A 26,285-nucleotide genomic window follows, 5' to 3' on the forward strand; every position below is an offset into this window, starting at 1 on the left:
CGCGGTCACGCCCGACGGCGCTCGTCGGGGGCGGCGCTCGGCCCTGACCGGGACCGTCGACTCACCGCGGCGGCACGGAATCCCCGGCCACCCTCCGGTGCCCGGGCCACATGTCGTCGTACGCCGCGTCGAAGAACGCCGCCTGCAGCCCGCGCAGCACGGTCGCGTCGGGCGTTCCGCCTCCGGCCGCCTCCGCGAGACGAGCCGCGTAACGATAGGCGGCGCCGCGCAGGGCCTCGCTCCTGGCAGCCAGATCGATCTCCGCCTGCGCCAGCCACAGATCGTCGACGAGCTGCTCGGCCCCGACACCGGCCGTGACTCCACCGGACCCAGACCGCGCGAGAGCCGCCGACTTCTCCACCCGCGACGCGAGGCCCAGGAACTTCAGGACCGCGCCCTTGAGCTCCGCCCGATGCGCGGCCGACTCCTGTACGTCGATCTGCCGGGTGCTCGCCCGCGACACGAGGTACTGCCCGAACAACGACCCGCCCGCACCGAGCGCCACACCTGCCAGCGACAGCAGCGCCGGCCCCAAGGTTCCCCAGGATCCCATGCCGGGAGTCTCTCAACCTCGGGGTCGGCGTTGGTCGGTGACGCCGGATCAGGGCAGCACCGGTTCCGGACGTGCGGGCGTTAGCCTGTGGCCATGGAGGAGATCGCGGGGGTGGAGATCATCGCTTTCGAGGACGCCGCGGCGTTCGAGAGCTGGCTGGCCGGGAACTGCACGCGCCACGAGGGCGTGTGGGTCAAGGTGGCCAAGAAGAAGTCCGGCATTCTCACGGTCACCGACGACGAACTGGTCGACATCGGACTGTGCTACGGCTGGATCTCCGGGCAACGGCGGTCGCTCGACGAGCAGTACTACCTGCAGAAGTACGTGCCGCGTCGCCCCAAGAGCCTGTGGTCGCAGGTGAACGTGGACAAGGTGGCGGTCCTGACGGCCGCCAGACGGATGCGCGAACCTGGACTGGCCGAGGTGCGCCGGGCCCAGGAGGACGGACGATGGGCCGCGGCCTACGAGTCCCAGAGTGCGGCGGCGGTCCCACCCGACCTCGCGGCCGCGCTCGACGCGGACCCCGAAGCCGGGAAGGCGTTCGAGGCGCTCGACCGGACCGCCCGCTACCAGCTGATCCTGCCGCTGCTCCAGGCGCTCACGCCGACTGCGAGGAAGTCGCGGCTCGACAAGGCCATGGGCGTCCTGGGGCGCGAGCTCCCTCCGGGCGACCGGAGCTCCTGACACCGTCACCCACCTTCAGCACGTACGAAGACGGTGCGGCCGGTGTCCCTCGCACGCTCCGGGACCGTGTGACCGCACCGTTCGCACGACCTATGCGTGGCCGGCCGAGACCGGTGAACCGGACGCGTTCGTCGGCGAGTCGACGGGCTGCTGCGGCTCCGCCGTCGGCCTGGAGCGGGCGATCAGCTGGGCGACCGTCGTGACGACGATGTTCACGGCCAGGGCGATCAGGCCCGTGTCCACGGTTCCGACGTCGACGCCGCCGAACGTCAGCCAGGCGAGCACCGCGACGCCGGACAGGATGCCGATGAGCGCGGGCACGGCCCGTAGCCGCACCTGCTTCGCCAGGCCCATGACGATCGCGGGGGCGAGCTGGGTCAGACCGCCGTACGTGAGCAGCAGCAGATCGGACAGGAGCCCGGGGCGGGCCAGGCCGAGGGCGAGGGCGAGGCCCGCCGCGGCGATCACGCAGGCGTGGTTGACGCGCAGTTGGCTGCGCTCGTTGCGGACGCTCAGCAGATTGCGCGAGAGCAGGCTGGAGATGCCGACGACGATGGCCGCGGACGGCACCATCGCGGCGGAGGCCGCGGCGACCGCCACCAGGCCGACGAGCCAGCCCGGCAGGGTCTGTCCCGCGAGGGTGAGGGCGACGCTGTTGGGTTCGGTGCCCTTCCCGGCGAGCAGGACCCCGGCGAAGCCGATGACGATCGGGATGCCGAGGGCGACTTGGTAGAGGGGCAGCCAGATCGCGTTGGAGCGCAGGACGCGTCCGCTGCGGGCGGCCAGCACCGGCGGCCACAGGTGGGCCATGGTGCCGAGGCCGCCGCCGATGCCGGAGATGATGACGGCGGTGACGAAGAACGTGCTGTCGTAGCCGTCCTGGTCGAGGGTGAGCAGTTGCGGGTGGTGGTCGCGGATCGTCTCGAACAGGCCGCCGATGCCGCCGTGGACGGTCAGGGCGACTCCGGCGAGCAGCACCACGAGTCCGATGATCATCAGCGCGTCCTTGAGGTACGCGACCCGTGCGATGCCGCGGATGCCCGACCACAGGACGAAGGCGACGGTGAGGGCGGTGGCGAGGACCATGCTCAGGTTTCCGCCGGTGCGGCTGCCGGTGGCGAGCTGCACGATCATGCCGAGCCCGGTGATCTGCAGCTGGAGGTAGGGCAGCAGGAACACGGCGCCGACGACGGCGACCACCTTGCCGAGCAGGGGGCTGCGGTAGCGGTCGACGAAGAAGTCCGCCTGGGTCAAGTAGCCGCCCTGCTGGCCGAGTTGGCGCATGCGGGGGCCGGTGAAGTACTGGAGGACGAAGTTGATGGCGAGGTAGCAGACCGCGAAGGACGCGGCGACGCCGCCGCCGAAGGCGATGCCCGCGAGCCCGAGGAAGCTGAAGGTGGTGAACGCCTCGCCGGCCTGCAGGAACCACGTGGTGAAGGTGGAGAACCCGCGCTTGCCAACGGTCCACTCCCCCAGTTCCTTGCTGGGTGCCCGGCGGCCGCTGACCCCGACCGCCGCGATGGCGACGATGCCCGCGATCGTGATGACCATGGTGCTGTTCACGCGGCGGCCTCCTCGTCCTCGTAGCCGACGATGGACCGCGTGCCGCGGTCGACGAGCGCGAGTGCCGCCGTGGTGCCCACGGTCCAGATCAGGCACCAGCACAGGACGGACGGGAGGCCGAACCACAGGTGCGGTCCGTTGACGAACGGCAGGAACGGTGTGCTGAGGAAGGCCAGCACGGGCACGGCGGCCCAGAGCGCATGCGGTGATCTCATGAGGGCTCCAGCTGAGGGGAGTCGAGCGCGCAGAGGGGGCGCGCTACGGAAGGTCGGGGACGCGCTTGCCCTGCCCGGTGGCGGCCTCGAAGGCGGCACCGATCTCGAGGACGGCACGGTCGGCGCGCGGCGGGCCCACGATCTGCAGGCCGACGGGGAGTCCGGCCGGGGTGCGGCCGGCGGGGACGGAGAGGGCGGGTGCGCCCAGGACGGTGAGGAGGTACGCGGAGCGCATCCAGTCGAGGTAGGTGTGCTGCGACTGCCCGTCGACGACGGTGGGGTACTCCAGCTCGACGTCGAACGGGGCCACTTGGCTGACCGGGGCGATCAGTACGTCGTAGCGCTCGAAGAAGGGGACGGCGGCGAGGTGCAGGCGGGTGTGCTCGGCGCGGGCGCGGGCCACGTCGGCGCCGGTGAGCTTCAGACCCTCCTCGATGTTCCACACGAGGCTGGGCTTGAGCGAGTCGCGGGCGGAGTCCAGGAAGGCCCCGAACCCCTGCTGGAAGGTGTGGGCGCGCAGGGTGCGGAAGACGTCATCGGCGCCGTCCAGGTCGGGGCAGTCCTCGACGACGGTGCAGCCCAACTCCTCGAAGACGGCGACCTGTTGCTCGACGACCGCGCGGACCTCCGGGTCGACGGGGACGCGGCCGCCGAGATCGGGGGCGTAGGCGACGCGCAGGCCGGTGAGGTCGCGCTCCAGTGGCGCGCGGAAGGCGGAGCCGGGCGCCTCCAGGGAGAGCGGGAAACGGGGGTCGGGACCCGCCATGACCGACAGCAGGAGGGCGGTGTCGGCGACGGTGCGGCCCATGGGGCCGGCGACGGCGAGGGTCTCCCACAGGTCGCCGGAGGGCAGCGAGGGGACCCGGCCGGGCGTGGGGCGCAGGCCGACGACGTTGCAGAAGGACGCCGGGTTGCGCAGCGAGCCGCCCATGTCGCTGCCGTCGGCGAGCGGTTGGAGCCGGGCGGCGAGCGCGGCGGCGGCGCCACCGCTGCTGCCGCCGGCCGAGCGGGTCGGGTCGTACGGGTTGCGGGTCGCGCCGAAGACGGGGTTGAAGGTGTGCGAACCGGCCGCGAATTCGGGGACGTTCGTCTTGCCGATGCGGATGGCGCCCGCCGACTCGATGCGCTGGACGAGGAGTTCGTCTTCGTCGGGGACGTGGTCGGCGAAGAGCGGGGAGCCGTGGGTGGTGCGCATGCCGCGGGTGAGGTGGGTGTCCTTGAAGGCGATGGGCAGTCCGTGCAGCGGCCCCAACTCGGCGCCGGAAGCGGCGCGTTCGTCGGCCCGGCCCGCCGCCGCGAGCGCACCCTCCGGGTCCAGGGTGACGATCGCGTTGATGGCGGGGTTGACGCGGTCGATGCGGTCGAGGTGGGCGGCGACGACCTCCCGGGCGGAGAGTTCCCGGCGGCGGATCAGATCGGCGAGCTCGACGGCGTCGAGGAAACAGAGGTCTTCGGAACCGGAGGCAGCAGGGCGTACGGGCATGGCAGTCCTCGTGCGGTGAGCGGTGGTGTGCGGCACCACACTGAGTGACCTTGACCACTTCAGTCAACAGTTCGCGCGTGCTGAACTTTTCAGACAGATGATAGAAGTTAGATGTCCATTATCGTCAGACGTCAGGGGGCCAGACGTTCCGCGAGCAGCAGGCCGCCGATGCCGATCATCATGACGCCGGAGACCCGGGTGACCGCGCGGGCCGCAGCGGGCCTGGCCCTCAGGACGGTGCGGGCCAGCACGCCGACGCCGACGTAGACCACGGCGCAGGCGACGAGGTGACGGTCTCCTCAGGGGCCGCCACGACGACCGGCGGCTCAACTCCACCCTCGTCATGAAGAACGTCGTCGACCACCGCCCGCTGCCCGCATGACCAGGGGCATGCCCACCGGAGTCGGCCGGCTGCCCTGATCCCTACGAGGCCGTGGTCACCGCCGTCTTCCCGGGCGCCTTCGTGGCCCTGCCCCGCACCCACTGCCGCAGCAGCTCCGCCGGCTGCGGCAGCACCACGAACGCCTCGGCCTGCAGACACGCCCAGACGATGCGCGGCAGGTCGCGGGCCGTCGGGTAGACGACGAAGCGGGGCTGCCACTGCGGGCGGAACTTGGCGTTGAAGCGGTACAGCGACTCGATCTGGAACCAGCGCGACAGGAACACGAGCAGGGCCCGCCACCACCGCAGCACGGGACCAGCGCCGAGCCGCTCGCCGCGCGCCAACGCGGCCCGGAACACGGCGAAGTTGAGGGAGACGCGGGCGATACCGAGGCCGGGGGCGGCGCGCAGCGCGGCGACGATGAGGAGCTCGTTCAGTCCCGGTTCGGCGGTGCGGTCGCGGCGCATCAGGTCCAGGGAGAGGCCGTCCTCGCCCCAGGGCACGAAGTGCAGCAGCGCGCGGACGCGCTGCGTTCCGTCGGCGTCCGGCTGGTGGGCGGTGACGACGACGCAGTCGCCGTCGGCCGGGTCGCCGAACCGGCCGAGCGCCATGGAGAATCCGCGTTCGGTGGCACTCCCCCGCCAGGCCGCGGCGGCTTCGCGCAGGTGCTTCTTCTCCTCGTCGGTCAGGTCGCGTACGCGCCGGACCCGGCATGAGCAGCCGCTGCGTTCGATGCGGTTGACCATCTGCCGGACGTTGCGCATGGCCCTCCCCTGGAGGCTGAACTCGGTGCAGTCGACGATCGCCTCGTCGCCCAACTCCATGGCTCTCAGGCCGCCTTCACGGACCCACACCTGCCCGCCGCGCTCGCTGCAGCCCATGACGGCCGGTGTCCACGCGTACCGGGCGCACTGATCGAGGAACTCCTTGATGGCGCCCGGCCAGGCCTCCGGATCCCCGATGGGATCGCCGCCGGCCAGGGCGACGCCGGAGACGACGCGATAGGCGATGGCCGCCTTCCCGGTGGCGGAAAACAGGACGGTCTTGTCCCGGCGGAGCGCGAAGTAGCCGAGTGAGTCACGCCGTCCCTCCTGACCGAGCAGGGTGCGCAGCCGCGCGTCGCCACCCGTCGGGACGACCCGGACCGGGCGCAGCGCGAGGTAGACGGTGGTGGACGCCGTGAGCAGACCGAGGGCGAGGAGCGACACCTGCACGACGTCACCGACCCGGTCGCTGTCGTACGTCAGCGGGCCGGCCATGCCCACCAGTCCGTAGGCGACCTGCCGGAACCGGTCGGCGAAGGTGATGCCGTGTCCCGCCTCATGGTCGGCGCGCACCCCGACGATCAGCAGCCCGAGGCCGACACTGATCGCGCCGAGAAGCAGCAGGTTCCCCAGGGCGCGGGTTCTGCCGCGCGGGTCGCTCAAGGCGTGGAACTCGCCCCGCAGCAGCACGAGTCCGACGCACAGCAGCACCGCGACGGCGGCGGCGACGAACGCGTGGTGGCCCACGCCCTGCACCACGGCGCTCACCGCGAGCAGTCCGACGGCCGCCTCCCAGGCACGCCGTTTGCGGCGCCGCAGCCCGCGCGCGAGGAGGACCAGGAGGACGCCGACGACGAGCGCGGTGGCACGCGCCACGTCGTCGGCGAGGCCGGGGACGTAGGGCGCGATGCGCTCGATGCGGCTGGCGCGCACGTGCGGGGAGACGGCCGTCGCGATGTCGACGAGCCCGATGAACAGGCACGTGTGACCGGCGACGGTGGCAGGGCGAGGCTTCACGGCCGCTGAGCGTAGGAGAGCCGGCCATCGCTGAGGTAAGGGCAGGTGAGGAGGACGGTAAGAACGCGCGCCGGAGCAAACTCCCGTCCCGGCCCGGACCTCTTTCCCGGTGGAAGCTGCCACGTGACGGCAGTGTCCTGGTCCCCGTCGAGATGTGGAGCGAACATGGGCCTGACGAGTCGGGCGCTCGAGTACGCGGCGGTGCTGGTCGCGCTGGTGTGCGTAGGACTCACCGTGTGGGTGTGGCCACGACTGGCCCGGCGCGGCCCGGTGGCCGTGCTCGGCAGACTGGGGGTCATCGCGGCCACCCAGGTGGCCGTCCTGACGGCGTGTGCGGTCGCGGTCAACGCGAGCTTCGAGTTCTACGGCACCTGGGACGAGTTGCTCGGCCACGTGTCCACGGCTCCCGCGCGGATCACCGCCCCGGGCACCGGGCCCGGCGTGTACGCGGCGCGCAGCGGCCTCGTCCAGCCCGCCGGGCCCCAGGGCCTGGACCGGGTCAGGGGTCTGCCCGTGGGGCCCGCCGTGAAGGTGGGCCGGGTGGAGTCGGTCCGGATCATCGGACGGCGCACCCGCGCCATCAACCCCGCCTTCGTGTACCTGCCGCCCCAGTACTTCCAGCGCCAGTACCACCGGCAGCGGTTCCCGGTGATCGTGGCGGTCAGCGGCTATCCGGGCGGCATCATGAACCTCGCCCAGTTTCTCCATGTCCCGCAGACCGCCGACCGGCTGGAGCGCACGGGCCGGCTCCAGCCGACGGTGGTCGTGATGGTGCGCCCGACGATCGCGCCGCCGCGCGACACGGAGTGCGTGGACGTGCCGGGTGGCCCGAAGGCGGAGACGTTCTTCACGAAGGACCTTCCCGACGCCCTCAAATCCGCGTACCGGATCGGTCACGACCCCAGCGCGTGGGGCGTCCTCGGCTACTCGTCGGGCGGCTCCTGCGCGCTCCAACTCGCCCTGCGCGACCCGAAGGTGTACACGTCGGCCGCGGCCCTGTCCGCCGACTACAGGGTCAGCGACGACCTGACGACGGGCAGCCTGTTCGGCGGCGGGCCGCAGGCGCGGCGCCGCCAGGAGGGACACGACCTCGTCTGGCGGCTGAAGCACCTGCCCGCCCCGCAGGTGTCGGTCCTGGTGGCCAGCAGTCGCCAGGGCGAGCGCGACTACGGTCCGACGATGCGGTTCCTCAAGGCCGTGCGGCCTCCGATGACGTCGGCGCGGATCCTCCTGCCGCGCGGCAGCCACCACTTCACGACGTGGTTGCGCGAGATCGGCCCCGCGATGGAGTGGATGGGCCGGCAGCTGACGTTCCCGCAGGACACGACTCCGACCCCCAAACGCCACCGCACCGCACAGGCTGCCTCGCGCTCCGCGGTCGGCCGCCGGTAGGCCCTGTCAGGCGGTGGGACCGGGCGCGGAGGACCGCTTGGTGACGTCCCGCCGTGAGATGGCCTCGGCCACCTCGTCGAGGACGGTGCGCAGGAAGGCGCCGTAGGCGTCGTCAGGGAGGCTGGGGGCGTGCTCCCTGGCCGCGTTGATGTGCTCGGTGGCCGCGTCGAAGGACCCGAGCCGGCGGTAGTTGTCGGCGAGGTTGAGGTGGAGCGAGGGATAGAACCCGGCGACGTGGACTCCGGCGTGGTGCTCCTGGACGCGCTGGTCGGTCACTGCGTCGGCGGCGTCCAGGGCCCGCACGTCCCAGGCGAGGGCCTGGGCGGGATCTTCGTAGAGATCCGCGAGGTAGTGGGCGAGTGAGCAACGGTGCAGCGGGTCGCCGGTGACGCCGATGGCCGCCCACAGGTCGAGGAGCTGCTGGCGGGCGGAGAGCGTGTCGCCCGTCCGGCCTTCGACGACGGCTCGGCCGATGGCTTCCATGGTCGGGTCGGAGGTGGGGGGTGCGGTGGGCATGCGGAACTCCTTGCGTCGATGCCGTCGGGGTCAGTGAGGCCGTCGGGGTCGGCGGGGTCGTCAGAGTGAGTGGTCGGGCTTGACGGGCATGGCCAGCGTGGTGAGATCGCCGCGGTCGGCGGAGCGGATCGTGACCGGCTGGTCGTGTCCCCTCAGGTCGAACATGACGTCGGGACCGATGGCCGTGCTCACGGCGGGATAGAGCGTGGTCGTCTCGAACCGGATCCGGAGGGCCTCGCCCGTCACGTCGGCGGGAAGCGGAACGCCGGGCTGCTCACCGTCCGGGGACCGGACATCCACGCCGCGATCGGAGACATGCAACTCGACGTGTTCGCCGGGAAGTTCTTCCAGGGCGCGCAGCAGCAGTTCCTTCGGGACCGTCGCACGCGTGCCGGCCTCCCCCAGGGACGCGAGCATCGACCGGTGATCGGGGAAGTCCTCGGTCAGCAGTCGGCAGTACCGGTCCTCCCGCTCGGGCATGCGCAGCCGGATCCCGTACGGCACCGCTTCGACGCGGACCAGCGGACTGCGCCGGACCGCGGCGACCGCGGCCCGCAGGTCGTCGCCGTCGACCGTGCCGACCCACGTCTGCTCGGCGGGCGGCGCCGGCACCAGGGTCCGTGTGGAGAGCCGGTACCGGTCGGTCGCCGTCAGGGCGATCGCCTCGCGGCTCACCTCGATGTGCAGGCCGGCGAGCACCGGCATCCCGGGCTCCTGCGCGGTCGCGGTCAGGACCTGGTCGACCGCATCCGCCAGTACGGGTCCCTTCAGCGTGGCGATCAGCAGTCCGGGTACGTCGCCGCCGAGCGCTGCCTTGACGACGGCGGCCTTCTGGCGGGCGGTCGCCGCGTCCCCCACGATCCTGGCGACGTGCTCGTCGAGCAGCCGCGCCGCCTCGTCCGCCCCTGCGTCGAGGACCGTCTCGACCTCGGCCAGCGGCATGGCGATCTCGCGGAGCCGACGCAGCGCGGTCGCCCGCGCCACCTGGTCGGCGCCGTAGTAGCGGTAGCCCGAGACCGGGTCGACCTCGGCCGGGGACAGCAGTCCGGAGTCGGCGTAGAACCGCAGCGCACTGGACGTCAGACCAGTGCGCCGGGCGAAGACTCCGATGGGCATCAGTTCAGAACTCGGCACACCGCCATCATTGGGCTTCAACCAACTCGAAGGTCAACATCGGCATGCGCCGTCCGTGGCACGCATGAGGGGCGGTCACCCGATGTCCGGGTGACCGCCCCTCACACTTCACACCTACTGGGTGCTACTTGCCCTTGGCGGCTTCCTTGAGCTTGGAGCCCGCGGCGACCTTCACGCCGAAACCGGCGGGGATGGTCATCGCCTCGCCCGTGGCCGGGTTGCGACCCTCACGCGCGGCACGGTGGCTGCGCTCGAAGGTCAGGAAACCGGGGATGGTGACCTTCTCGTCACCCTTGGCCACAACATCACCGACGGTCTCGGCGAAAGCCGCCAGCACGGCGTCGGCGTCCTTGCGGGACACATCGGCACGCTCGGCCAACGCGGCCACCAATTCACTGCGGGTCATCTTCGTACTCCGAATCGCACTTGCCACATCCCGCTCCTCAACGCAGCGGGACCAGATCAGCTCCCCATGCTGCCACCCACCACTGACAACGGACGGGCACCCACGCGGGATCTGCGGAAGAAGGTCCTGATATGGCGGGTCCGAACCGGCCACCTCTCCGCCTTCCGACTTCACTCCTCGGGATCCACGTTCCACGTCGCGGGCAGGTCACTGCCGCAGAAGACACAGACGAAGTCGCCCTCGCGAACGATGTTGTGCTCCTGACAGCCAGGGCACCGCCGGAACACCACTTCGTACGTGAAGCGGTCGGGCCGCGCGAGCCCGATGCCGTCCAGAGTGCCGGCGACCACGGCCCAGGACGCGACGTCCGGGCAGTACCCGGTGGACTGGTTGGTGACCTCACGGACGCGGAACGCTCGGCGATCCAGCGGACGAAGTCCGCGGCGGTGCTGATGACGTACCCGCCACCCGTTCGCACCAGGGCCATCAACCCCACCGGCCCGACGTATCGGTGACTCCGCCCCCGGTCACTCACCCAGGACAACCTAGGGCATCCAGAGCCGCGAACATCACCCGCCGCCCCCTGAACTGCCGCCGCACCAGCGGTCGTTCACCCCGTTGACGAGTCGTGCCAAGGGGAGACCCGTCGCCATGGCTTGACACCGTTCGTGGCCCTGCCCATCGTGGACAGACCGGCGCCAGTCGGGCGCCCCGTTCATTCCCAGGGGGAGGAATGAACAGCATTGTCTTCGGCAACCTCGGCGTCACACTCACCGACCGGCACGGCGCCCGTCTGACGCGCCTGCCCCTTCGTACCCCGCGCGCGGGACCCATGAGGCTCCCTCACGGGCCGCCCACTCCGCAGCCTCCGTTCATGGTCGACCGCGACCGCCAACTCGACGTCATCGAGCGGGCGTTGGAGAGGCGGGCGGCGGTGGAGTTCACCGGCGTCTGCGGCTCGGGGAGGACCACGCTCCTCCTGAACGCGTGCGCCACCCGCCCCGGAGCACCGTGGGCGACGTACGTACGCGTGGGCGGGACGGAGCTGGAAGACCTGCTCCAGGACCTGATGCGGCGCTTCTACGTCTACCCGGGTCCCGAGAACGTCCGGCTCACCACCCAGGAGTGTGCCCGGGCCCTCAGTCAGGTGACCGGGCTCGTCGCCCTCGACGACCTGCAGTACGGCGCCCAGCAACTCGCCTATCTGCGCGGCGTGCTGCCCGGCTGCACTCTGGCGATCGGTGCCACCGCCCCGCTGCTCGGCCCGCTCGGCACCACGTCCGACCTGCCCGGTCTGACCGAACCCGCAGCGCTGGTCCTGCTGTCCCGCGAACTGGGCCGCCAGATCACCGACGCCGAGATGCCCGCCGTACGACGCCTGGTGAACGCCGTCGGCGGACAGCCGCTGCACCTGCGTCAGGCGGGCGCGCTCGCCCGGATCGACGGCCGCACCCTCGACGACCTCGCCCGCCGTGCCGAGGCCGACCCCGCCGCCCTGGACGCGCTGAGCATGTCGGCCGTCGGACCCGAGGCCCGCCGCGCCCTGGCCGTACTCACCCTGCTCGGCGGCGCGCTGCTGCCCGCCCACGTGCTGGCGCAGATGGCCGATGTCGCCTACCTCGCCCAGACCTTCGAGTCCCTCACCGCGCGCGGCCTGGCCGAGCAGAGCGAGGACCGGTTCGGGCTGCCGGTCTGCAAGGCGGAGCCGTACCGGAACGTCCTGTACCGCTCCATCGGCCTCGCCTCCGCACTGCATTCGCTCGCGGCGTGGCTGGGGTCCCGCGATCCGGACGGTCCGGAGGCGCGCGGCGCCCTGGACGCGGCGGTGAGCCTCCTCGGCTTCGCGGCGGAACGACGTGAGTGGCAGGGGGTCATACGGCTGGTGACCGTCGTCGAGCGGGTGCTGTTCGTCCAGGGTCACTGGCAGGCCTGGCAGACCGCGCTGGCCCACGGGATCACCGCCGCACGGGAAGCCGGAGACGCCGCGGCCGAGGCCTGCTTCAGCCATCAGCAAGGCGTCCAGCACTTCCTCAACGACCGTACGGAGCACGCACGCCGCCTGCTGCACCGGGCGCTGGACCTGCGCACGCAGATCGGTGACACGGCGGGCGCGGCGGTCACCGCGGCCAACCTGGCCCTGCTCGTCCCGGTGGCGTCCGCGACGGTGCCACCGGCTCCCCCACGGGCACCGTCCGCCGTCCGGCGCCGGGTGATCGGCGCCGTCACGGGCGTCGTCGCCGTCATCGCGGTGGGCGCCGTGCTCGGCCAGGTGGTGGGCGGCTCCGGCGGCACGGACAACGGCGCGACCTCGTCCCTGGCCCCCGGCACCTCGTCGACGAGTTCCCCCGGAACCCTGGACGGCGGCACGATCGGTGGCAGCAGCCCCTCCCCGGGCGACAGCTCGCCCGACGGCGGTTCACCGGGCGGAGTCGGCTCACCAGGCGGAGTCGGTTCACCCGGCGGGGTCGGTTCACCCGGCGGCGGCCCGCTCTCCCCACCGGTCATCACGGCGGAGGCACAGAGCTTCCTGCCCGCACACGTCTTCCCCGGAGCCGAGGCCCAGGTCCTCGACTTCACGGTCACCAACCCCAACACCCGGACCATCGACCTCGGACCGCCCACCATCCCGGACGACACCGGCTTCTCGTCCGCGGACGACACCTGCTCGACCCGCCTGGCGGCCAAGGCGACCTGCACCGTGTCTGTGGAGTTCGCGCCGACCCGGACAGGACCGGCCGAGGCCCGGCTGACGTTGGCATCGGGCAACCTCACACCCGCGACGGCGAACCTCACCGGCACCGGCTACGTCCTCGTCACGGTCCGGCTCGCCGCCGGAAGGAGCATGGGCGCCACGGTCAAGAGCAATCAGCCCGGCACGGAATGCACCGGCCGGACCGGGCTCGTCTGCGAACTCCAGGCCACCACGGACGACTTCCGGCTGACCGCGTCGGGAACGGAATCGGGCGTCGCCTTCGGCAGTTGGTCAGGTGACTGCGCGGGCTTCGCACCCGTACCGTGCACACCGCCTCCCGGCGAGGACAGCGATGTGACGGCGAACTTCAAGCCGCATCTCACCTGAGGTGCGCGCCGAACGGAAGGCGCAGCCGCGCCGCCTGCTCGACCCAGCGGGCGCCTACCGCGCGCACCCAACGGACACCTCCCAGGAGCCCACCGAGCACGCCCACCGAGCACACCTGCCGGACACGTCTGCCGGACACCAGTCGCCTGGACACATACCGCTCAAGTAGCCTCGAATCATCCGGGCGCACGCTGTCCCACGGGTCTGTGTCGACAGCGCTTCGAGAAGGGCGTCGCGATGAAGGACTTCGCGTGGGACATCGATCCGGCACAGATCCAGGACCTGCGTCGCCGGCTGTCGGAGACCCGCTGGCCCGAGCAGCTGCCGGGGGTGACGGACTGGTCGAAGGGCGTTCCGGTCGACGAGGCGCGGGCGTGGGCCGAGGACCTGATCGCGTTCGACTGGCGTGCGCTGGCCGGCGAGCTCAATGCCCTGCCGCAGGCCCTGGCCACCATCGACGGGGCGCGGATCCACCATGTGCACGTCCGTTCGGAACGGGACGACGCGACGCCTGTGTTGGTGCTGCACGGCTGGCCCGGCACCGTGGTCGAGCTGCTCGACCTGATCGGGCCGCTGACGTCGCCGCCGCCCGGTCAGCCCGCGTATCACGTCGTCATCCCGTCCCACCCGGGGACCGGCCTGTCCGGACGCACCCCGCAGCCCGGCTGGGGCGTCGACCGCACGGCCCGCGCGTACGCGACGCTGATGGCGGACCTCGGCCACCCGTCGTATCTGGTTCAGGGCGGTGACCACGGCGCCGTGCTCGCGCCGCACGTCGGACGCGTCGACCCGGACCACGTCCTCGGCATCCACGTCAACGCCGCCACGATCGGCTTCATCCCGATGGGACCGGTCGACGAAGCCACCCTGGCGTCGCTCGGTCCCCTCGACCAGCGCCGGCTCGGGTCGATCAACGAGTTCATGACCGACGGCAACGGATACAACGTCATCCAGGCGACCCGCCCGCAGACCATCGGCTACGGCCTTGAGGACTCCCCTGCCGCGCTGCTGACCTGGATCGTCGACAAGGTCCACGCATGGACCCACGACCCCGGCAAGCTGTCCGACCGGCACTACCGCAACCGGCACCTGGGCAACGTCCTGGTCTACTGGCTCACCCGCACGGCGACCTCCGCGGCCGACAACGTCTACGCCGAGTACGCGGGGCTCTTCGCCGACCCGGCAGCCTTCGCCGACTCCGGGGTGCCGACCGCGACGATCGCCTTCGCCGAGGACGTGTCGATCCGCCACTTCGCCGAGCGGACCAACACCATCGTCCGCTGGACCGACGTCGATCACGGCGGTCACTTCGCCGCGCTGGAACAACCGGAGGCGTTGGTCTCCGACCTGCGGGAGTTCACCGTCGGCCTGCTCGCGCGCTGAGCGGCTGCCGCCCCTCCCGGGACGCATGCGGAAAGAGAAGGAAGGCACACTGGTCTCCCGTGCCCCTGTCCGATCGGACGCGCCACCGTGCCCGATCGGACGTCCTGTCCTGAAGGAGCCCCGACGGTGAAGCGCCCCACCGCCCGTGACGTCGCCGAACGCGCGGGCGTCTCGCGTGCGGCCGTGTCGTTCGTCTTCAGCGGGCGGGCGGAGGGAAACCTCTCGGCCCGCACGCAGCAGCGCATCAAGGAGGCGGCCGACGCGCTCGGCTACCGTCCCGACGAGGTGGCGCGTTCGCTGCGCGGCCGGCGGACCGGGGTGATCGGCATGCTCAGCGACTCGATCGCGACGAGTCCGTTCGCGGGCCGGATGATCCTGGGCGCGATGGAGGCGGCGCGTGCCCGCGGTCACCAGATCCTGCTCATGGAATCCGGGCGGGACAGTGCGGCCGCGAAGGAGGCCGTCGCCGAACTGCGCGCCCGCAGAGTGGACGGATTCGTCCACGCGTCCATGGAGCTCACCGCCACGGACGTGCCCGAGGGCCTGGAGCCCGGCCGCACCGTCCTCGCCAACTGCCTGCCACGGAACGCCGGTACGTACGCCGCGGTCGTCGCGGACGAGCGGGCGGGCGGCCGGAGCGCCGTCGACCTGCTGCTCGCCGCCGGGCACCGGGACATCGCCCTGATCGGCGGCCCGGCGGGCAACATCGCCGCCGACGACCGTACGCACGGCTTCGCCGACGGCCTGCGCGAGCAGGGCCTCGCCGTGCCCGAGGGACGGGTGCTGCGGGTCGGCTGGCAGATCGACGAGGGGTACGCGGCCGGGCTTCGCGTCCTGGAGTCCGACCCGCCGACGGCCGTGGTGTGCGCCAACGACCGGGTCGCGACAGGGGTGTTGCTCGCCGCGGCCCGCCTCGGCCTGTCCGTGCCACGCGACTTGTCGGTGGTCGGCTACGACGACCAGGACGAGATGGCCGCCCACTTGGTCCCGGCCCTGACCACCGTCGCCCTCCCCCATCACGCCATGGGTGCCACCGCGGTGAACACGCTCCTCGACGCTGTCGATTCGGGCGAGCCCATCGCATCCGGCGAGGTGAGCCGCCTGAACTGCCCCGTGGTGGAACGGAGTTCGGTGGCGGCACCGGTCCGCTGACGACGCGACCGCCCCCGCTGCGGCTCACCATCGGGGTGGGGCCGCCTCCCGTACCGCGGTCGCGTGCTCATGCTTCTACGCGTGGCTCAGCGAGCCCCGAGCATCGCCTCCGCCACCTCCTCGGCCACCGTGTCGGGGAGCGCGGTGGCGGCCTCCTTGAGGACGAGGAGCCGGGCCCCCGGGATCTCGCGCGCGATGGCCTCCCCGTTGCCGACGGGGAAGAAGCGGTCGCGGTCGCCGTGGACGACGAGGGCGGGGAGCGTGATCTCCGGCAGGCGCTCGCGCCAGCGGGGCGTGCAGTCGAGCCTGGAGAACACCATGCCCAGTTGGTTGGCCATCTGGACCTGAGGGGCCGTGCCGGGTGTGCGGTCCCAGATGCGTGCGGCGATCGCGCGCGCGGCGACCGGGTCGTCGCCGAGGATCTCCGCACCCTCGGCGACGAAGTCGGCGACCGCCTCGCGGTCGCTCCACTCGGGCATCGGGCGCGAGAACAGCCGGCCCATCGTCGCCCGGTCGTGGTCGGGGAGGTCGGCGTCGGGCGGGCCGGGGGCGACCGCGCGGGTACCGACCAGGGTGAGCGCCGAGAACGCGGCCGGATGGTCGAGCGCGGCCACCTGGGCGACCATCCCGCCGACGCCGATCCCCGCGAGGTGCGCGGGCTCCCCGCCGAGCACCTCGGCCAGGGCGGCGGCGTCGGCGGCGAGGTCGCGCAGCGTGTAGGCGGGCGCCTCCGGGTCGGCCGTCGTCGACTCACCGCTGTCCCGCAGGTCGTAGCGCACCACGCGGCGCCCGCCCGCGGCGAGGCGTTCACACAGTGCGTCCGGCCACGACAGCATCGTCGTCCCGCCCACGAGCAGGATCAGCGGCGCGTCGTCGTCGCCGAACGACTCGATGCCCAGGACGGTCTCATTGGCTCTGACGGTCAGCGCGGTTCGCTTCATGCCAGGTGAGACCTGCCCCGGCGCCGAAACTCATCGCCCCCGCGTTCAGACGTCACCCCAGGGGCCCTGGGGCGCCAGGGAACGCAGCACGGTCAGCAGATGGGGCGGCTCCACCGGGTCCGCAAGGGAGCTGAGGTCCGACCACGCGATCCAGGCATGGGTGTCCAGGGTGGCCTCCTCGTCGGGGAGCAGTCCGGTCCGCACCAGCGGGGGCCGTTCGTCGGCGAACCGGGCCAGGAAGAAGTGCTCCGTCCCGATGTACCGCTTGCCCTTCCACCGCACGTCACGGTCGACGGGCACCCACCGGTCCAGGACGGCGGCGGGGCTGAGGCCGGTTTCCTCGGCGAGTTCGCGCCGCGCCGCCACCAGCGGTGTCTCGCCGGGCTCGATGCCACCGCCCGGCGGCTCCCAGAGCCACGTCCCGTCGAACGGATCCCGCCAGTGCAGGAGCAGCAGGCGGTGGGCGGCGTCCAGACAGATGACCCGGGCGGCGGGCCGGTGCGTCGAATCCACCCTTCCGACGCTAGGCGGTGCCGGACACGTCGATCGACTCACCCCACCCCGTACTCGACGATCTCCAGGTCCCCGAAGACGGCGCCGGCTCCCCCGGACGCGTACAGCGCCACCCCGTCGTCACCGGGCAGCCCGAACGCCTGGTGGGTGTGGACGTAGCGGCCGTCGCCCAGGAAGACCTCGACGGTCGTCCGGTCCACGAGGATGCGCACCGCCAGTTTCCCCGTGTCCGCCGCGACCGGGGTGTGCGTCTCGCGGGTGCCGCCCGGGTAGAGGGTGCCGCCGCGGTTGACGTAGGCGTAGCCGCCCGCCACGTACACCCCGACGTCGACGTGGCGGGTACCGCCGGGTGCCTTGCGGAGCTGGAAGCCGACGTTGTCGGTGGTGCCCGGCGTCCAGCGCAGTTCGCCGCGGATCTCGTACGAGGTGCCGGTGTGGTCGAGGGTCTTGGTGCCGTCGACCGGCACGTCGCCCAGGCGCACCGTGCGCTTGGCGTACGCGTCGAGTGCGGGGGTGGGGCGGGAGGCGAGGAAGTAGGTGCCGTCCGCCGCGCGGCGCAGCGTGATCTCGCGGGTGATCGAGTCGGTTCCGTTGAAGCCGTCGGCGACGAGGGTGGGCGTGTTGTGCGGGTACTCCCAGTTGTTGGTCCACGCGAACGCGTAGCGGGCCTTCGGGTCCACGGCGCCGTCCGTCGTGCGCTTCTCGCAGGTGACGGCCGCGTACCAGTCGGGGCCGTGGTCCAGCCACTGCGGTGCGTCGGCGTCCGCCGTGAACGTGCTCCCGTCGAACGTGCCCGTCCAGTAGGCGTAGGTGGCGGGCAGGCCGGCGGCCGTGCCGTTGGCGCTCGCGGCGAGGACCCAGTGCGAGGTGCCGTCGGCGGCCTCGATGCGGAACAGGTCGGGGCATTCGAGCGTGCCGTAGCCGTCGCGGACGAAGCCGCTGCGGTACGTCCACGACGTCAGGTCGTCCGAGGTGTAGAGGCCGATCTTGTTCCGCTCGGCGAGCGCCATCACCCAGCGGTCGCGCTCGGTGTCCCGGACGACCTTGGGGTCGCGGAAGTCCTTGGCCCCGGGGTTGGGCAGCACCGGCCCGGTGGAGCCCGGGCGGAAGGTGCGGCCGGCGTCGGTCGAGTACCAGAGGTACTGCGCCTGGGAGGTGGTGGCCGCGTCCGGTTCCATCGTGACCAGGGCGATCACCGCGCCGGCGCCGAACCCGGCGGTGTTGTCGTCGTCGACGACGGCGCTGCCCGACCAGGCGTCGCCGGCGGGCGTCGTGTCCTTGGGCAGGGCCACGCCGCGATCGGTGTAGGCCACGAGGTCGGTGGAGGTGGCGAGGCGCCAGGCGGTGCCTTCGGCGCCGGTGATGTAGTCGGCGTTGTAGAGCGTGAAGTAGGCGTAGGCGCCGTCGATCCAGAGGGGGCGCTGCGGGTCGTTCTTCCAGTTGTCGGGGATCGTGAAGTGGTAGGCCGCCCGGTACGTGCCCAGCGCCCGGGCCTGCTGGGGCTTCGCCGGGGCACCCGACGCGGTGGCGGGGATCGCGAGTGCGCCCAGGGCGGAGGCGCCGAGGAGGGCGGCGCGGCGGGTGACAGGTCTGGGCGTCATGGATCGGCCTCTCGACGGGGGAAGGGGAGTCTCGGCGCCTCGGCGTCGTCCGGGCCGGGCTCCGAGGTCGTTAACCTAACTCGTGACAGGTCAAGTCTCGCAAGGGGAATGCCGCAAGCGAAAAAACCTCGTCCGACCCTCTTGACGGAGCCCTCCCCGCCCTTCCATCATCCGGGGGCCACCTCAACTATCACGAGTTAGGCCTTGCTTGATGACCCTCACCGCCCCGAGCCGCCGCACCGTGCTGCGCGCCGGCGGCTACTCCCTCACCGCGGCCGGCCTCGGCGCCACCGCCGCCAGTTGGGACCGGCTCAGCGCCTCCGACATCCCGGGCCGCGACGGCTCGATGCTCACCGTCGCCGTCCTCGGCTCCGCCATCGACCCGAGCCAGCAGAGCGTCCTCGTCGAGGACTTCCAGCGGCTGCACCCGGACATCAGGGTCCGGCTGCTCGCCGTACAGGCCACCGACTGGAACGACTTCTTCTCGAAGATCCTCACGCAGATCGCGGCGGGCAGCGCCCCCGACGTGGTCTACGTCGCGACCGAGGGAGTGCAGCTGTTCGCGAAGCGGCTCGGTGTCGCCCTCGACGCCTGGGTGCGGCGCGATGCCGACGAGCTGCGCGAGTACTTCGCCGACGTCCATCCCTCGCTCGTCGAGTCGATGATGTACGAGGGCTCCCTGTACCAGCTGCCCGTCGAGTTCAACGCCGCGAACATGTACCTCAGCGGCAAGGTGCTCCGGCGCACGCACGCTGAACTGCCGCCCGCCGACTGGACGCGCGACGACTTCACGGCGTTGCTGCGCGACATGAAGCGGACCGGCGGACGGGGCTTCACCCCGTTCTTCTGGACCAACCGCCTGTGGGGCGGCGTCGTGCCCTGGCTCTTCGCGAACGGCACGAACGTCCTCACCGAGTCCAAGGCCCCCGGCGGCGACTGGCTCTGGAACCGCTTCTACCCGGAGAAGCAGCGGCGCGGCCGCGGCGGCGGCTACCGCTGGGGCGCCCCGCAGGCGCTCGACGGCCGGGTCGAGGAGGTCTACGACTACCTGGCCTCGCTCGTCCACGACGGCCTGTGCTCCCGGCCCGAGGGCGGCAGCGGCACCAACCTGATCGGCGCGTTCTCCACCGGCCGCGTCGGCGTCACCCCTGCGGGCGGCTTCTGGGCCGGCGGACTGCACGAGGCGGGCGTCGAACGGGACGCGTACGACGCCCAGTTCTTCCCGCGCTGGCGCACCCGGCGCCACCAGTACGGCGCCGCCGGATACGCCGTGCTGCGCACCTCCGAGCGGCAGGACGAGGCCTGGGAGTTCGTCAAGTACGCGGTCCGCCGCGACGTGATGACCCGGCTCTTCCAGAAGAACCAGACGACGCCGGCCCGCCGCTCGATGCTGACCGCCCGGCGGTACGCGGCGACCGGCCCGGCCCACTGGGACATCTTCTACGACACCCTCGACCGCTTCCCGGCCTCCGGCCCCATCCCGGCCCCGCCCCAGGTCGCCGCCGTCGACCTGGCCCTGACCAAGCACACCGCGACCGCGCTCGGCAGCGCCGGCAGCGTCAAGCCCGCGCTGCGGGCGCTGCAACGCGACCTGGAGCGCGCCATGGAGCGTGACACATGAGCACCACCACCCCGCCCGCCCGGCACCGGGCCCTGACCTGGCTGTTCCTCGCGCCGACGGTGCTCGGCGTCGCCGTCTTCACGGTCGTGCCGATCGTCGGCTCGGTGATCCTGTCCTTCTTCCACTGGGACGTCATCGACCCGCCGACCTCGGCGGGAAGCGCCAACTACCGCGAGCTGGCGACGGACACGTCGATCCTGACCGCCTTCGGCAACACGCTGCTGTTCATGGTGTTCGCCGTGACGCTCCAGCTGGCGACCGCCCTCGTCCTCGCCCTGGCGCTGCAGGGGCGGATGCCGCGCTGGATCCAGCAGGCGCTGCGCTCGGCGTTCTTCTTCCCGCTCGTGCTGTCCGCCGCGTCGATCTCGGTCGTCATGAAGTACCTGTTCAACCAGGACTTCGGCGTCGTCAACTGGGTGCTCGGGCAGTTCGGCGCGTCCCCGGTGCCCTGGCTGACCTCCGAGGGCTGGGCCATGGCGGCGGTCGTCCTCGTCTACGTGTGGCAGCAGTTCGGCTTCTCGTTCCTGCTCTTCGTCGGCGGGCTCGCCAACATCCCCCGCGAACTCCACGAAGCCGCCGCGATGGACGGTGCGACGGGGCTGCGCAAGCACCTGCGCATCACGCTCCCGCTGCTCTCCCCCACCCTGCTCGTCGCCTCGGTCGTCGGCGTCATCAACGCCCTCCAGGTCTTCGAGCAGCCGTACGTCCTCACCGACGGCGGGCCGGGCGACGCGACCAGGACCGCGGTGATGGTCCTCTACCAGACCGCCTTCGAGCAGCTGCGCTTCGGGGAGGCATCGGCGATCGGCGTGGTGCTGTTCGCGCTCATCCTCACCGTCACGGCGCTCCAGTTCCGCCTCAGCCGCCGCTTCGTGCACTACCAGTGAGAGGGCCCCGAACGATGACCTCCGTGTCGTACTCCTCCCCGTCCCCCGCGTCGTCGCCGTCCTCGTCGGGGCGGCTGCGCGAGCGGGCCGGGGCGCTGACCGCCCGCCGGCTCGGCACCACCGCGCGGGTCGCGGGGCTGCTCGTCGTCGCCCTGCTGACGATCGGGCCGGTGCTGTGGACGGTCTCCACCTCGCTGCGCTCCCCCGCCGAGTCCTTCGACCTGCCGCCGAAGATCCTGCCCACGGGCGGCACGCTCGCCGCCTACCGGCAGGTCTTCGACCAGCTCGACGTGTGGCTGCTGGCGCTCAACTCCGCGCTGGTGACCGGTCTGATCGCGATCGGCCAGATGATCACGGCGGGGCTCGGCGGCTATGCCTTCGCCCGCCTCGACTTCCGCTTCAAGCGACCGCTGTTCGGCCTGGTCCTCGCCACCATGATGGTGCCGGTGCAGGTCACCATCGTGCCGGTGTTCCTGATCCTCAAGGGCATGGGCCTGACCGACACGCTCCTGGCGCTGATCGTGCCCGCGGTGCCGACGGCCTTCGGCACATTCCTGATGCGCCAGTACTTCCTGACGATGCCGAAGGAGCTGGGCGAGGCTGCGATGATCGACGGCGCGGGCCCGTGGCGGGTCTTCCGCTCCGTCTACGCGCCGCTGGCCACGCCCGGCCTGGCGATCGTCGGCGTGCTGGCCTTCAACTACCACTGGAACGAGTTCTTCCGGCCGCTCATCCTGGAGACGAGCAACCAGAACTTCACGATGCCGCTGGGCCTGGTCTCCCTGCAGGGCAACCTCGGCACCGGGTCGATCTCCGTCGTCCTGGCGGGCGTCGTGCTGTCGATGATCCCGGCGGTCGCGGTGTTCGTGGTCGGGCAGCGGCCGCTGCGGGAAGGGATCACGTCGTCGGGCCTGAAGGGCTGAGCGGTGCCGTCCCGCAGGACTACTTGGCCTCCTCCAGCGCGGCCTGCCAGACGGGGCTGTCGACGTAGTGGTTGTCGTACAGCTCCGACGACTTCTTGATCTCCTCGAAGCCGGCCTCGCCGCGCATCACGCGGCCCAGCAGGCGCAGGTAGTCGAAGCGCGGCATGCCCGGGCTGAAGACGAACAGCACGTCCGCCTCACGGCCCGGGGCCGCGGCGAAGGCGTGCGGGGTGTGCGGCGGGACCAGCAGGAAGTCGCCCTTCTCCAGCACCTTCACCTCGTCGTCGATCAGGACCCGCAGGGCCCCGTCGATGACGAAGAACAGCTCGGACGCCTTGGTGTGGAAGTGCGCGGGAGCACCGACCGCGCCCTCGGCGAAGGTGGAGCGGTAGCTGGTGAGGTCGCTGCCGCCGGTGCCGTAGTCCGCGAGCAGGGTCATCACGCTGCTGGGGTCCGCGGTGGTCTCGGCGGTGTCGGCACGGGTGAGGACGGCCTGGGGTGCGGTCTGCGCGTTCATGACGGTGCTTCCTGCCTCTGAGCTGCGGCTTCGGTCTTTCCCGGCGCCTTGTGAACACAACTCTATAGAGCAGAAAGACCTGTTGGCAGGTGCATTTGCCGTCCTGAATCATGGGTCAATTCGGCTACCGGCCGGTCATCGTCCGACGCCGCGGCCGAAGGTCCGCAGGTGTTCGAACGGGCGGATATCCTCACGGGGTGGCGGACAGAACCGGCGGCAAGCCCCAGACCGATGGACGTTCCACCCGCTGGACCGAGCACAAGGCGCAACGCCAGGTCGAGCTGGTGGACGCCGCGGTCGCGCTCATCGAGGCGGAGGGCGCGCACTTCCGGGTGCAGCGCCTCGCGGAGGAGGTGGGGCTGCCGCGCTCGGTGCTCTACCGGCACTTCAAGGACCGCGCCGCGCTGGACGAGTTGATCCGCCGCCGCGTGGTGCAGTCGTTCATGCGGCGGATGGAGCCCACGCTCTCCTTCGACGGGACGATCGAGGAAGCCGTGCACCGCGTGGTGGGCGCCCATCTGGACTGGGTGGCCCAGCATCCGCGCCTGTACGCCTACATGGGCGTCGGGGAGCACGCGATGGGTGACGGGTCGCTGGTGGCGGACACCAAGACGGCCATCGCCCTGATGCTCAGCGAGCGGTTCGGGGACGTCCTCAAGGCGCTCGGGGTGGCGGAGGCGCCGATCCGGTCGGTTGCGGTCGGGATCGTGGGGTTCGTCGACACCGCGGTGAACCAGTGGGTGCGCGACCCGCAGCGCGAGCAGTCCGAGGACGCATTGCGGGCGATGCTGTGCCGCTCGGTCTGGGCGGTGCTCGACGCGACGCTGCGGGACCTGGGCGTGGAGCTCTCGCCCCAGCAGCGGGTGGCGGATCTCAAGGGAGCGTGAACCCGGCGCTCGGCGCCGACCGCCGGGTCGTGGCTCTCGCCGGTGTCAGCCGCGCAGTGCCGGGGCGGGCCGTGCGGCGGCGCGGCGCAGGGACTCGGTGTCGGTGAGCTTGACGCGCGGCCGCCCCTGGGCCTCGCCCGCCGCCCGTTCCGCACGGTCGATCGCGCGCCAGGCCGCCAGGTCCAGGGCGTCCGTTCCCGGGCCCGCGCCCGGTTCGGGCTGCGTGAGGCGGCCGGCGGCGAAGTCGTCCAGGAGTGACTCGACCGTCTCGTGGGCGCAGGTCTTGTTCGTGCCGATGAAGCCGGTCGGGCCGCGCTTGATCCAGCCGGCGACGTAGACGCCGGGCTCGACCCGCCCGCCTTCGTGCGGCACGGTCGCGGTGTCCTCGTCGAAGGGCAGACCGGGGACGGGGCGGGCGCGGTAGCCGATGGAGCGCAGGACGAGGCCGGTCTCCAGGATCTGCGTGGCGTCGGTGGGCACGGCGCGGACGGTGCCGTCCTCGTCGGTGCGCAGTTCGGTGGCGGCGATCTCCAGGGCTCGTACGGTGTCGTCGCCCGTGAGCCGTACCGGGCTGGCCAGGAACCGCAGGACGATGCGGCGGCGGCCCTCGACGGGGGTGCGGGCGGCGAGTTCCGCGAGCAGCCGGGTCTTCTCGGTGGCATCGGGCGCCAGGTCGTCGGGCCAGCCCTCGACGCGTACGTCCACGTCCTTCAGGGCGGACAGCGCGAGGAGTTCGGGCACGGTGAACGCGGCCTGGGCGGGTCCGCGGCGCCCGAGCAGGACGACCTCGCGGACCTTGCCGGCGCGCAGTGCGGCCAGCGCCCGGTCGGAGATGTCGGTGCAGGCCAGGGCGTCGGGGTCGGCGGTGAGGATCCGGGCGACGTCGAGGGCGACGTTGCCGTTGCCGACGACCACGGCGCGCTCGGTGTCGAGGGGGTGGTCGTCGCGTGCGCGGTCGGGGTGGCCGTTGTACCAGGCGACGAAGTCCGTGGCGGAGACGCTGCCGGGCAGCTCCTCGCCGTCGATGCCGAGGCGCTTGTCGGTGGCGGCGCCGGTCGCGTAGATCACCGCGTGGTGCGCGCGCAGGAGGTCCTGGTGGGTGAGGTCGGTGCCGACCCGGACGCCGAGGCGGTAGCTGAAGCCGGGCTGGGACTCGATGGCCCGGAAGAGTTCGGTGACCTGCTTGGTGTCCTGGTGGTCGGGTGCGACGCCGGCCCGCGCGAGGCCGTACGGGGTCGGCAGCCGGTCGAAGACGGTGACGCGCACGCCCGGGTGCCGCAGCAGTTCGTCGGCGGCGAAGAGGCCGGCGGGACCGGCGCCGACGACGGCCACGGACAACTCACCGGGCGGCAGCGTGCGTTGCCTGGGCACGACGTACATGGGCGCGCGGTCGGCGTGCGGATTCTCCTTGTAGTAGGAGGCGTTGAGCTCCAGGAACGGCAACTCCGCCTCGCTGAGCGCCGTGTGGGGCTTGAGGGCGTCCACCGGGCAGGCCGTCGTGCAGGCGCCGCAGTCCACGCAGGTGCGCGGATCGACGTAGAGCATGTCGGCGGTCCCGAAGCCGGGCTCGCCCGGGGCGGGGTGGATGCAGTTGACCGGGCAGGCCAGCACGCAGGAGGCGTCGGCGCAGCAGGATCGGGTGACGACGTACGGCACGGCGGGCTGGTCTCCGTTCGGGGAAAAGGTGGTGCGGTGGTCCGCGGGCGCTCAGTCGGCGTGCGGGATGGGCTCGCCGCGGAAGCGTGCCGGGCGGCCGTCGATGCGCAGGGCCTTCCACAGCGGGCGGGACACCTTGTTCATCAGGCCGATGTCCTGGGCGAGCATCCGCACGTCGGAGAAGAGGTCGTGGAGCATCTTCTGGCCGGCCTCGGACTTCCAGAAGACATCCTTGACGACCCAGGCCGGAATGCCGACCTCGGCCGCGGACTTGCGGTCGGGGATCATGATGACGTCGCACAGGATCCGCATGATCAGCGGGAAGAGGACCGACAGGGCGCCGCGACGGGTCTTGCCGTACCGCGGGACGCGCAGGCGCAGGAACTCGTGCGCGAAGGAGATGTGCCGGGCCTCTTCGGCGATGTGGATCTGCATGATGCGCTGCGGGAGGGGGTGCACCGGCTCGCCGCTGCGCAGCGCGCCCTTCTGCAGGTGGTCGATGGGCTCTTCGCCGGCCAGGATGCCGGTGAAGAACGCCTCGGGGTAGAGCGAGCCGAAGAGCGGCAGGACGCGGCTGAGCTGACGGAACCAGCGCTTGCCGCCGGCGGTGTCCACGCCGGTACGGTTGACCAGCTCCTGGAACATCTGGGTGTGGTGGGTCTCTTCGGTGATCTCGTGGGTGAGATACCTGAACTCCAGGTTCTGGTTGCCCAGTTGGTAGACGTAGTCCAGTGCTCCGCGCATGAGCAGGTTCTCGAACTGCATCCCGACCTTGGCGATCACCGCCCAGCGCCAGATCCCGATCCGGATCTGCGTGTCCAGCGGCTGCTCCTGGTACCAGGGGTGGGCGCCGAGGGCGTCCGCCGACGTGAGCACCCAGCGCGGGTCGTTCACGTCCACGGCGAACTCGGGGTCGTCCCACTTGATGTCGGTGAACGCGTTGAAGTTGACGTTCACGGAGCCCTCGGACAGGGTCCGCAGGCGCTCGTCGTAGAGCTTCCTGGTCAGGTGCGCGG

24 protein-coding genes and 1 pseudogene are annotated in these 26,285 nt (G+C 71.7%); 9 read left to right on the forward strand and 16 right to left on the reverse strand.

All coding sequences use genetic code 11. The annotated features are described in order from the left end of the window. Positions 1-61 precede the first annotated feature (61 nt). On the reverse strand, positions 62-553 hold the full coding sequence (locus M4J07_RS32900; RefSeq protein ID WP_255977841.1) for a hypothetical protein: 492 nt from the start codon (positions 551-553) through the stop codon (positions 62-64). Positions 554-646: 93 nt separating this feature from the next. On the opposite strand from M4J07_RS32900, the gene M4J07_RS32905 reads away from it, so the two are divergent. After that, positions 647-1,237: a YdeI/OmpD-associated family protein gene (locus M4J07_RS32905; RefSeq protein ID WP_255977843.1), complete on the forward strand. Its 591-nt coding sequence runs from the start codon at positions 647-649 to the stop codon at positions 1,235-1,237. Between the two features lie 90 nt (positions 1,238-1,327). Here the strand turns inward: M4J07_RS32905 and M4J07_RS32910 are convergent, their stop codons facing one another. The 5 genes from M4J07_RS32910 to M4J07_RS32930 form a co-directional block, all read right to left on the reverse strand. Continuing rightward, positions 1,328-2,800, reverse strand: a complete 1,473-nt coding sequence (locus tag M4J07_RS32910; protein ID WP_255977845.1) for a sodium:solute symporter family protein — start codon at positions 2,798-2,800, stop codon at positions 1,328-1,330. Continuing rightward, positions 2,797-3,015: a hypothetical protein gene (locus M4J07_RS32915; protein ID WP_255977847.1), complete on the reverse strand. Its 219-nt coding sequence runs from the start codon at positions 3,013-3,015 to the stop codon at positions 2,797-2,799. Before M4J07_RS32915 ends, M4J07_RS32910 begins: the two co-directional genes overlap by 4 nt. 43 nt (positions 3,016-3,058) lie before the next feature. After that, positions 3,059-4,498 carry an amidase gene (locus M4J07_RS32920; protein WP_255977849.1) on the reverse strand — a complete coding sequence of 480 codons (1,440 nt, stop codon included), beginning with the start codon at positions 4,496-4,498 and terminating at the stop codon, positions 3,059-3,061. A gap of 131 nt (positions 4,499-4,629) precedes the next feature. Next, on the reverse strand, positions 4,630-4,770 hold the full coding sequence (locus M4J07_RS32925; protein ID WP_374215125.1) for a hypothetical protein: 141 nt from the start codon (positions 4,768-4,770) through the stop codon (positions 4,630-4,632). Positions 4,771-4,921: 151 nt separating this feature from the next. Continuing rightward, positions 4,922-6,661 (reverse strand): phosphatidylglycerol lysyltransferase domain-containing protein, encoded by a 1,740-nt coding sequence (locus M4J07_RS32930; RefSeq protein WP_255977851.1) that lies wholly within the window; start codon positions 6,659-6,661, stop codon positions 4,922-4,924. Positions 6,662-6,826: 165 nt separating this feature from the next. On the opposite strand from M4J07_RS32930, the gene M4J07_RS32935 reads away from it, so the two are divergent. Next, complete coding sequence (locus tag M4J07_RS32935; RefSeq protein WP_255977853.1) at positions 6,827-8,053, forward strand: alpha/beta hydrolase; 1,227 nt, start codon at positions 6,827-6,829, stop codon at positions 8,051-8,053. Between the two features lie 6 nt (positions 8,054-8,059). Here the strand turns inward: M4J07_RS32935 and M4J07_RS32940 are convergent, their stop codons facing one another. From M4J07_RS32940 to M4J07_RS48565, 4 genes and pseudogenes are all read right to left on the reverse strand, one after another. Then, positions 8,060-8,569 (reverse strand): hypothetical protein, encoded by a 510-nt coding sequence (locus M4J07_RS32940; protein WP_255977855.1) that lies wholly within the window; start codon positions 8,567-8,569, stop codon positions 8,060-8,062. A gap of 60 nt (positions 8,570-8,629) precedes the next feature. Further along, positions 8,630-9,703 (reverse strand): DNA polymerase III subunit beta family protein, encoded by a 1,074-nt coding sequence (locus M4J07_RS32945; RefSeq protein WP_255977857.1) that lies wholly within the window; start codon positions 9,701-9,703, stop codon positions 8,630-8,632. 124 nt (positions 9,704-9,827) lie between these two features. Further along, the gene (locus M4J07_RS32950) at positions 9,828-10,109 is read right to left on the reverse strand and encodes an HU family DNA-binding protein (RefSeq protein ID WP_255977859.1); all 282 of its coding nucleotides are present in this window, start codon (positions 10,107-10,109) and stop codon (positions 9,828-9,830) included. Positions 10,110-10,279: 170 nt separating this feature from the next. Then, positions 10,280-10,596: pseudogene (locus M4J07_RS48565) on the reverse strand (hypothetical protein). Between the two features lie 387 nt (positions 10,597-10,983). On the opposite strand from M4J07_RS48565, the gene M4J07_RS32960 reads away from it, so the two are divergent. From M4J07_RS32960 to M4J07_RS32970, 3 genes are all read left to right on the forward strand, one after another. Continuing rightward, positions 10,984-13,188 (forward strand): hypothetical protein, encoded by a 2,205-nt coding sequence (locus tag M4J07_RS32960; protein ID WP_255977862.1) that lies wholly within the window; start codon positions 10,984-10,986, stop codon positions 13,186-13,188. A 237-nt stretch (positions 13,189-13,425) separates the two neighbouring features. Continuing rightward, complete coding sequence (locus tag M4J07_RS32965; RefSeq protein ID WP_255977864.1) at positions 13,426-14,571, forward strand: epoxide hydrolase family protein; 1,146 nt, start codon at positions 13,426-13,428, stop codon at positions 14,569-14,571. 126 nt (positions 14,572-14,697) lie between these two features. Beyond that, the gene (locus M4J07_RS32970) at positions 14,698-15,723 is read left to right on the forward strand and encodes a LacI family DNA-binding transcriptional regulator (protein WP_255977866.1); all 1,026 of its coding nucleotides are present in this window, start codon (positions 14,698-14,700) and stop codon (positions 15,721-15,723) included. 86 nt (positions 15,724-15,809) lie between these two features. Here M4J07_RS32970 and M4J07_RS32975 read toward each other — a convergent pair whose 3' ends face one another. From M4J07_RS32975 to M4J07_RS32985, 3 genes are read right to left on the reverse strand one after another with little or no spacing between them, the layout of a single operon-like run. Further along, positions 15,810-16,664, reverse strand: coding sequence for an alpha/beta fold hydrolase (locus M4J07_RS32975; RefSeq protein WP_255977868.1), 855 nt, complete (start codon positions 16,662-16,664; stop codon positions 15,810-15,812). A 45-nt stretch (positions 16,665-16,709) separates the two neighbouring features. Next, positions 16,710-17,177 carry an NUDIX hydrolase gene (locus M4J07_RS32980; RefSeq protein ID WP_255977871.1) on the reverse strand — a complete coding sequence of 156 codons (468 nt, stop codon included), beginning with the start codon at positions 17,175-17,177 and terminating at the stop codon, positions 16,710-16,712. Positions 17,178-17,215: 38 nt separating this feature from the next. Further along, on the reverse strand, positions 17,216-18,778 hold the full coding sequence (locus M4J07_RS32985; protein ID WP_255977873.1) for a glycoside hydrolase family 32 protein: 1,563 nt from the start codon (positions 18,776-18,778) through the stop codon (positions 17,216-17,218). Positions 18,779-18,989: 211 nt separating this feature from the next. Between M4J07_RS32985 and M4J07_RS32990 the strand changes: the two genes are divergently transcribed. The 3 genes from M4J07_RS32990 to M4J07_RS33000 are packed head-to-tail and all read left to right on the forward strand — an operon-like array spanning position 18,990 to position 22,209. Further along, positions 18,990-20,399 (forward strand): extracellular solute-binding protein, encoded by a 1,410-nt coding sequence (locus M4J07_RS32990; RefSeq protein WP_255977876.1) that lies wholly within the window; start codon positions 18,990-18,992, stop codon positions 20,397-20,399. Then, positions 20,396-21,286 (forward strand): carbohydrate ABC transporter permease, encoded by an 891-nt coding sequence (locus M4J07_RS32995; protein ID WP_255977878.1) that lies wholly within the window; start codon positions 20,396-20,398, stop codon positions 21,284-21,286. Before M4J07_RS32990 ends, M4J07_RS32995 begins: the two co-directional genes overlap by 4 nt. Before the next feature lie 23 nt (positions 21,287-21,309). Next, complete coding sequence (locus M4J07_RS33000) at positions 21,310-22,209, forward strand: carbohydrate ABC transporter permease (RefSeq protein WP_374215126.1); 900 nt, start codon at positions 21,310-21,312, stop codon at positions 22,207-22,209. A 19-nt stretch (positions 22,210-22,228) separates the two neighbouring features. Here the strand turns inward: M4J07_RS33000 and M4J07_RS33005 are convergent, their stop codons facing one another. Beyond that, on the reverse strand, positions 22,229-22,726 hold the full coding sequence (locus M4J07_RS33005) for a cupin domain-containing protein (RefSeq protein ID WP_255977881.1): 498 nt from the start codon (positions 22,724-22,726) through the stop codon (positions 22,229-22,231). A 197-nt stretch (positions 22,727-22,923) separates the two neighbouring features. On the opposite strand from M4J07_RS33005, the gene M4J07_RS33010 reads away from it, so the two are divergent. After that, positions 22,924-23,613 (forward strand): TetR/AcrR family transcriptional regulator, encoded by a 690-nt coding sequence (locus M4J07_RS33010; protein WP_255977883.1) that lies wholly within the window; start codon positions 22,924-22,926, stop codon positions 23,611-23,613. A 45-nt stretch (positions 23,614-23,658) separates the two neighbouring features. Here M4J07_RS33010 and M4J07_RS33015 read toward each other — a convergent pair whose 3' ends face one another. Together M4J07_RS33015 and M4J07_RS33020 are read right to left on the reverse strand one after the other, a co-directional pair. Then, the gene (locus M4J07_RS33015; protein ID WP_255977885.1) at positions 23,659-25,269 is read right to left on the reverse strand and encodes an FAD-dependent oxidoreductase; all 1,611 of its coding nucleotides are present in this window, start codon (positions 25,267-25,269) and stop codon (positions 23,659-23,661) included. A 51-nt stretch (positions 25,270-25,320) separates the two neighbouring features. Further along, positions 25,321-26,285: AurF N-oxygenase family protein (locus M4J07_RS33020; RefSeq protein ID WP_255977888.1), on the reverse strand; the 965-nt coding region annotated here is incomplete at its 5' end.

It is taken from the genome of Streptomyces longispororuber, assembly GCF_024448165.1.
Classification (GTDB): Bacteria; Actinomycetota; Actinomycetes; order Streptomycetales; family Streptomycetaceae; genus Streptomyces; species Streptomyces longispororuber_A.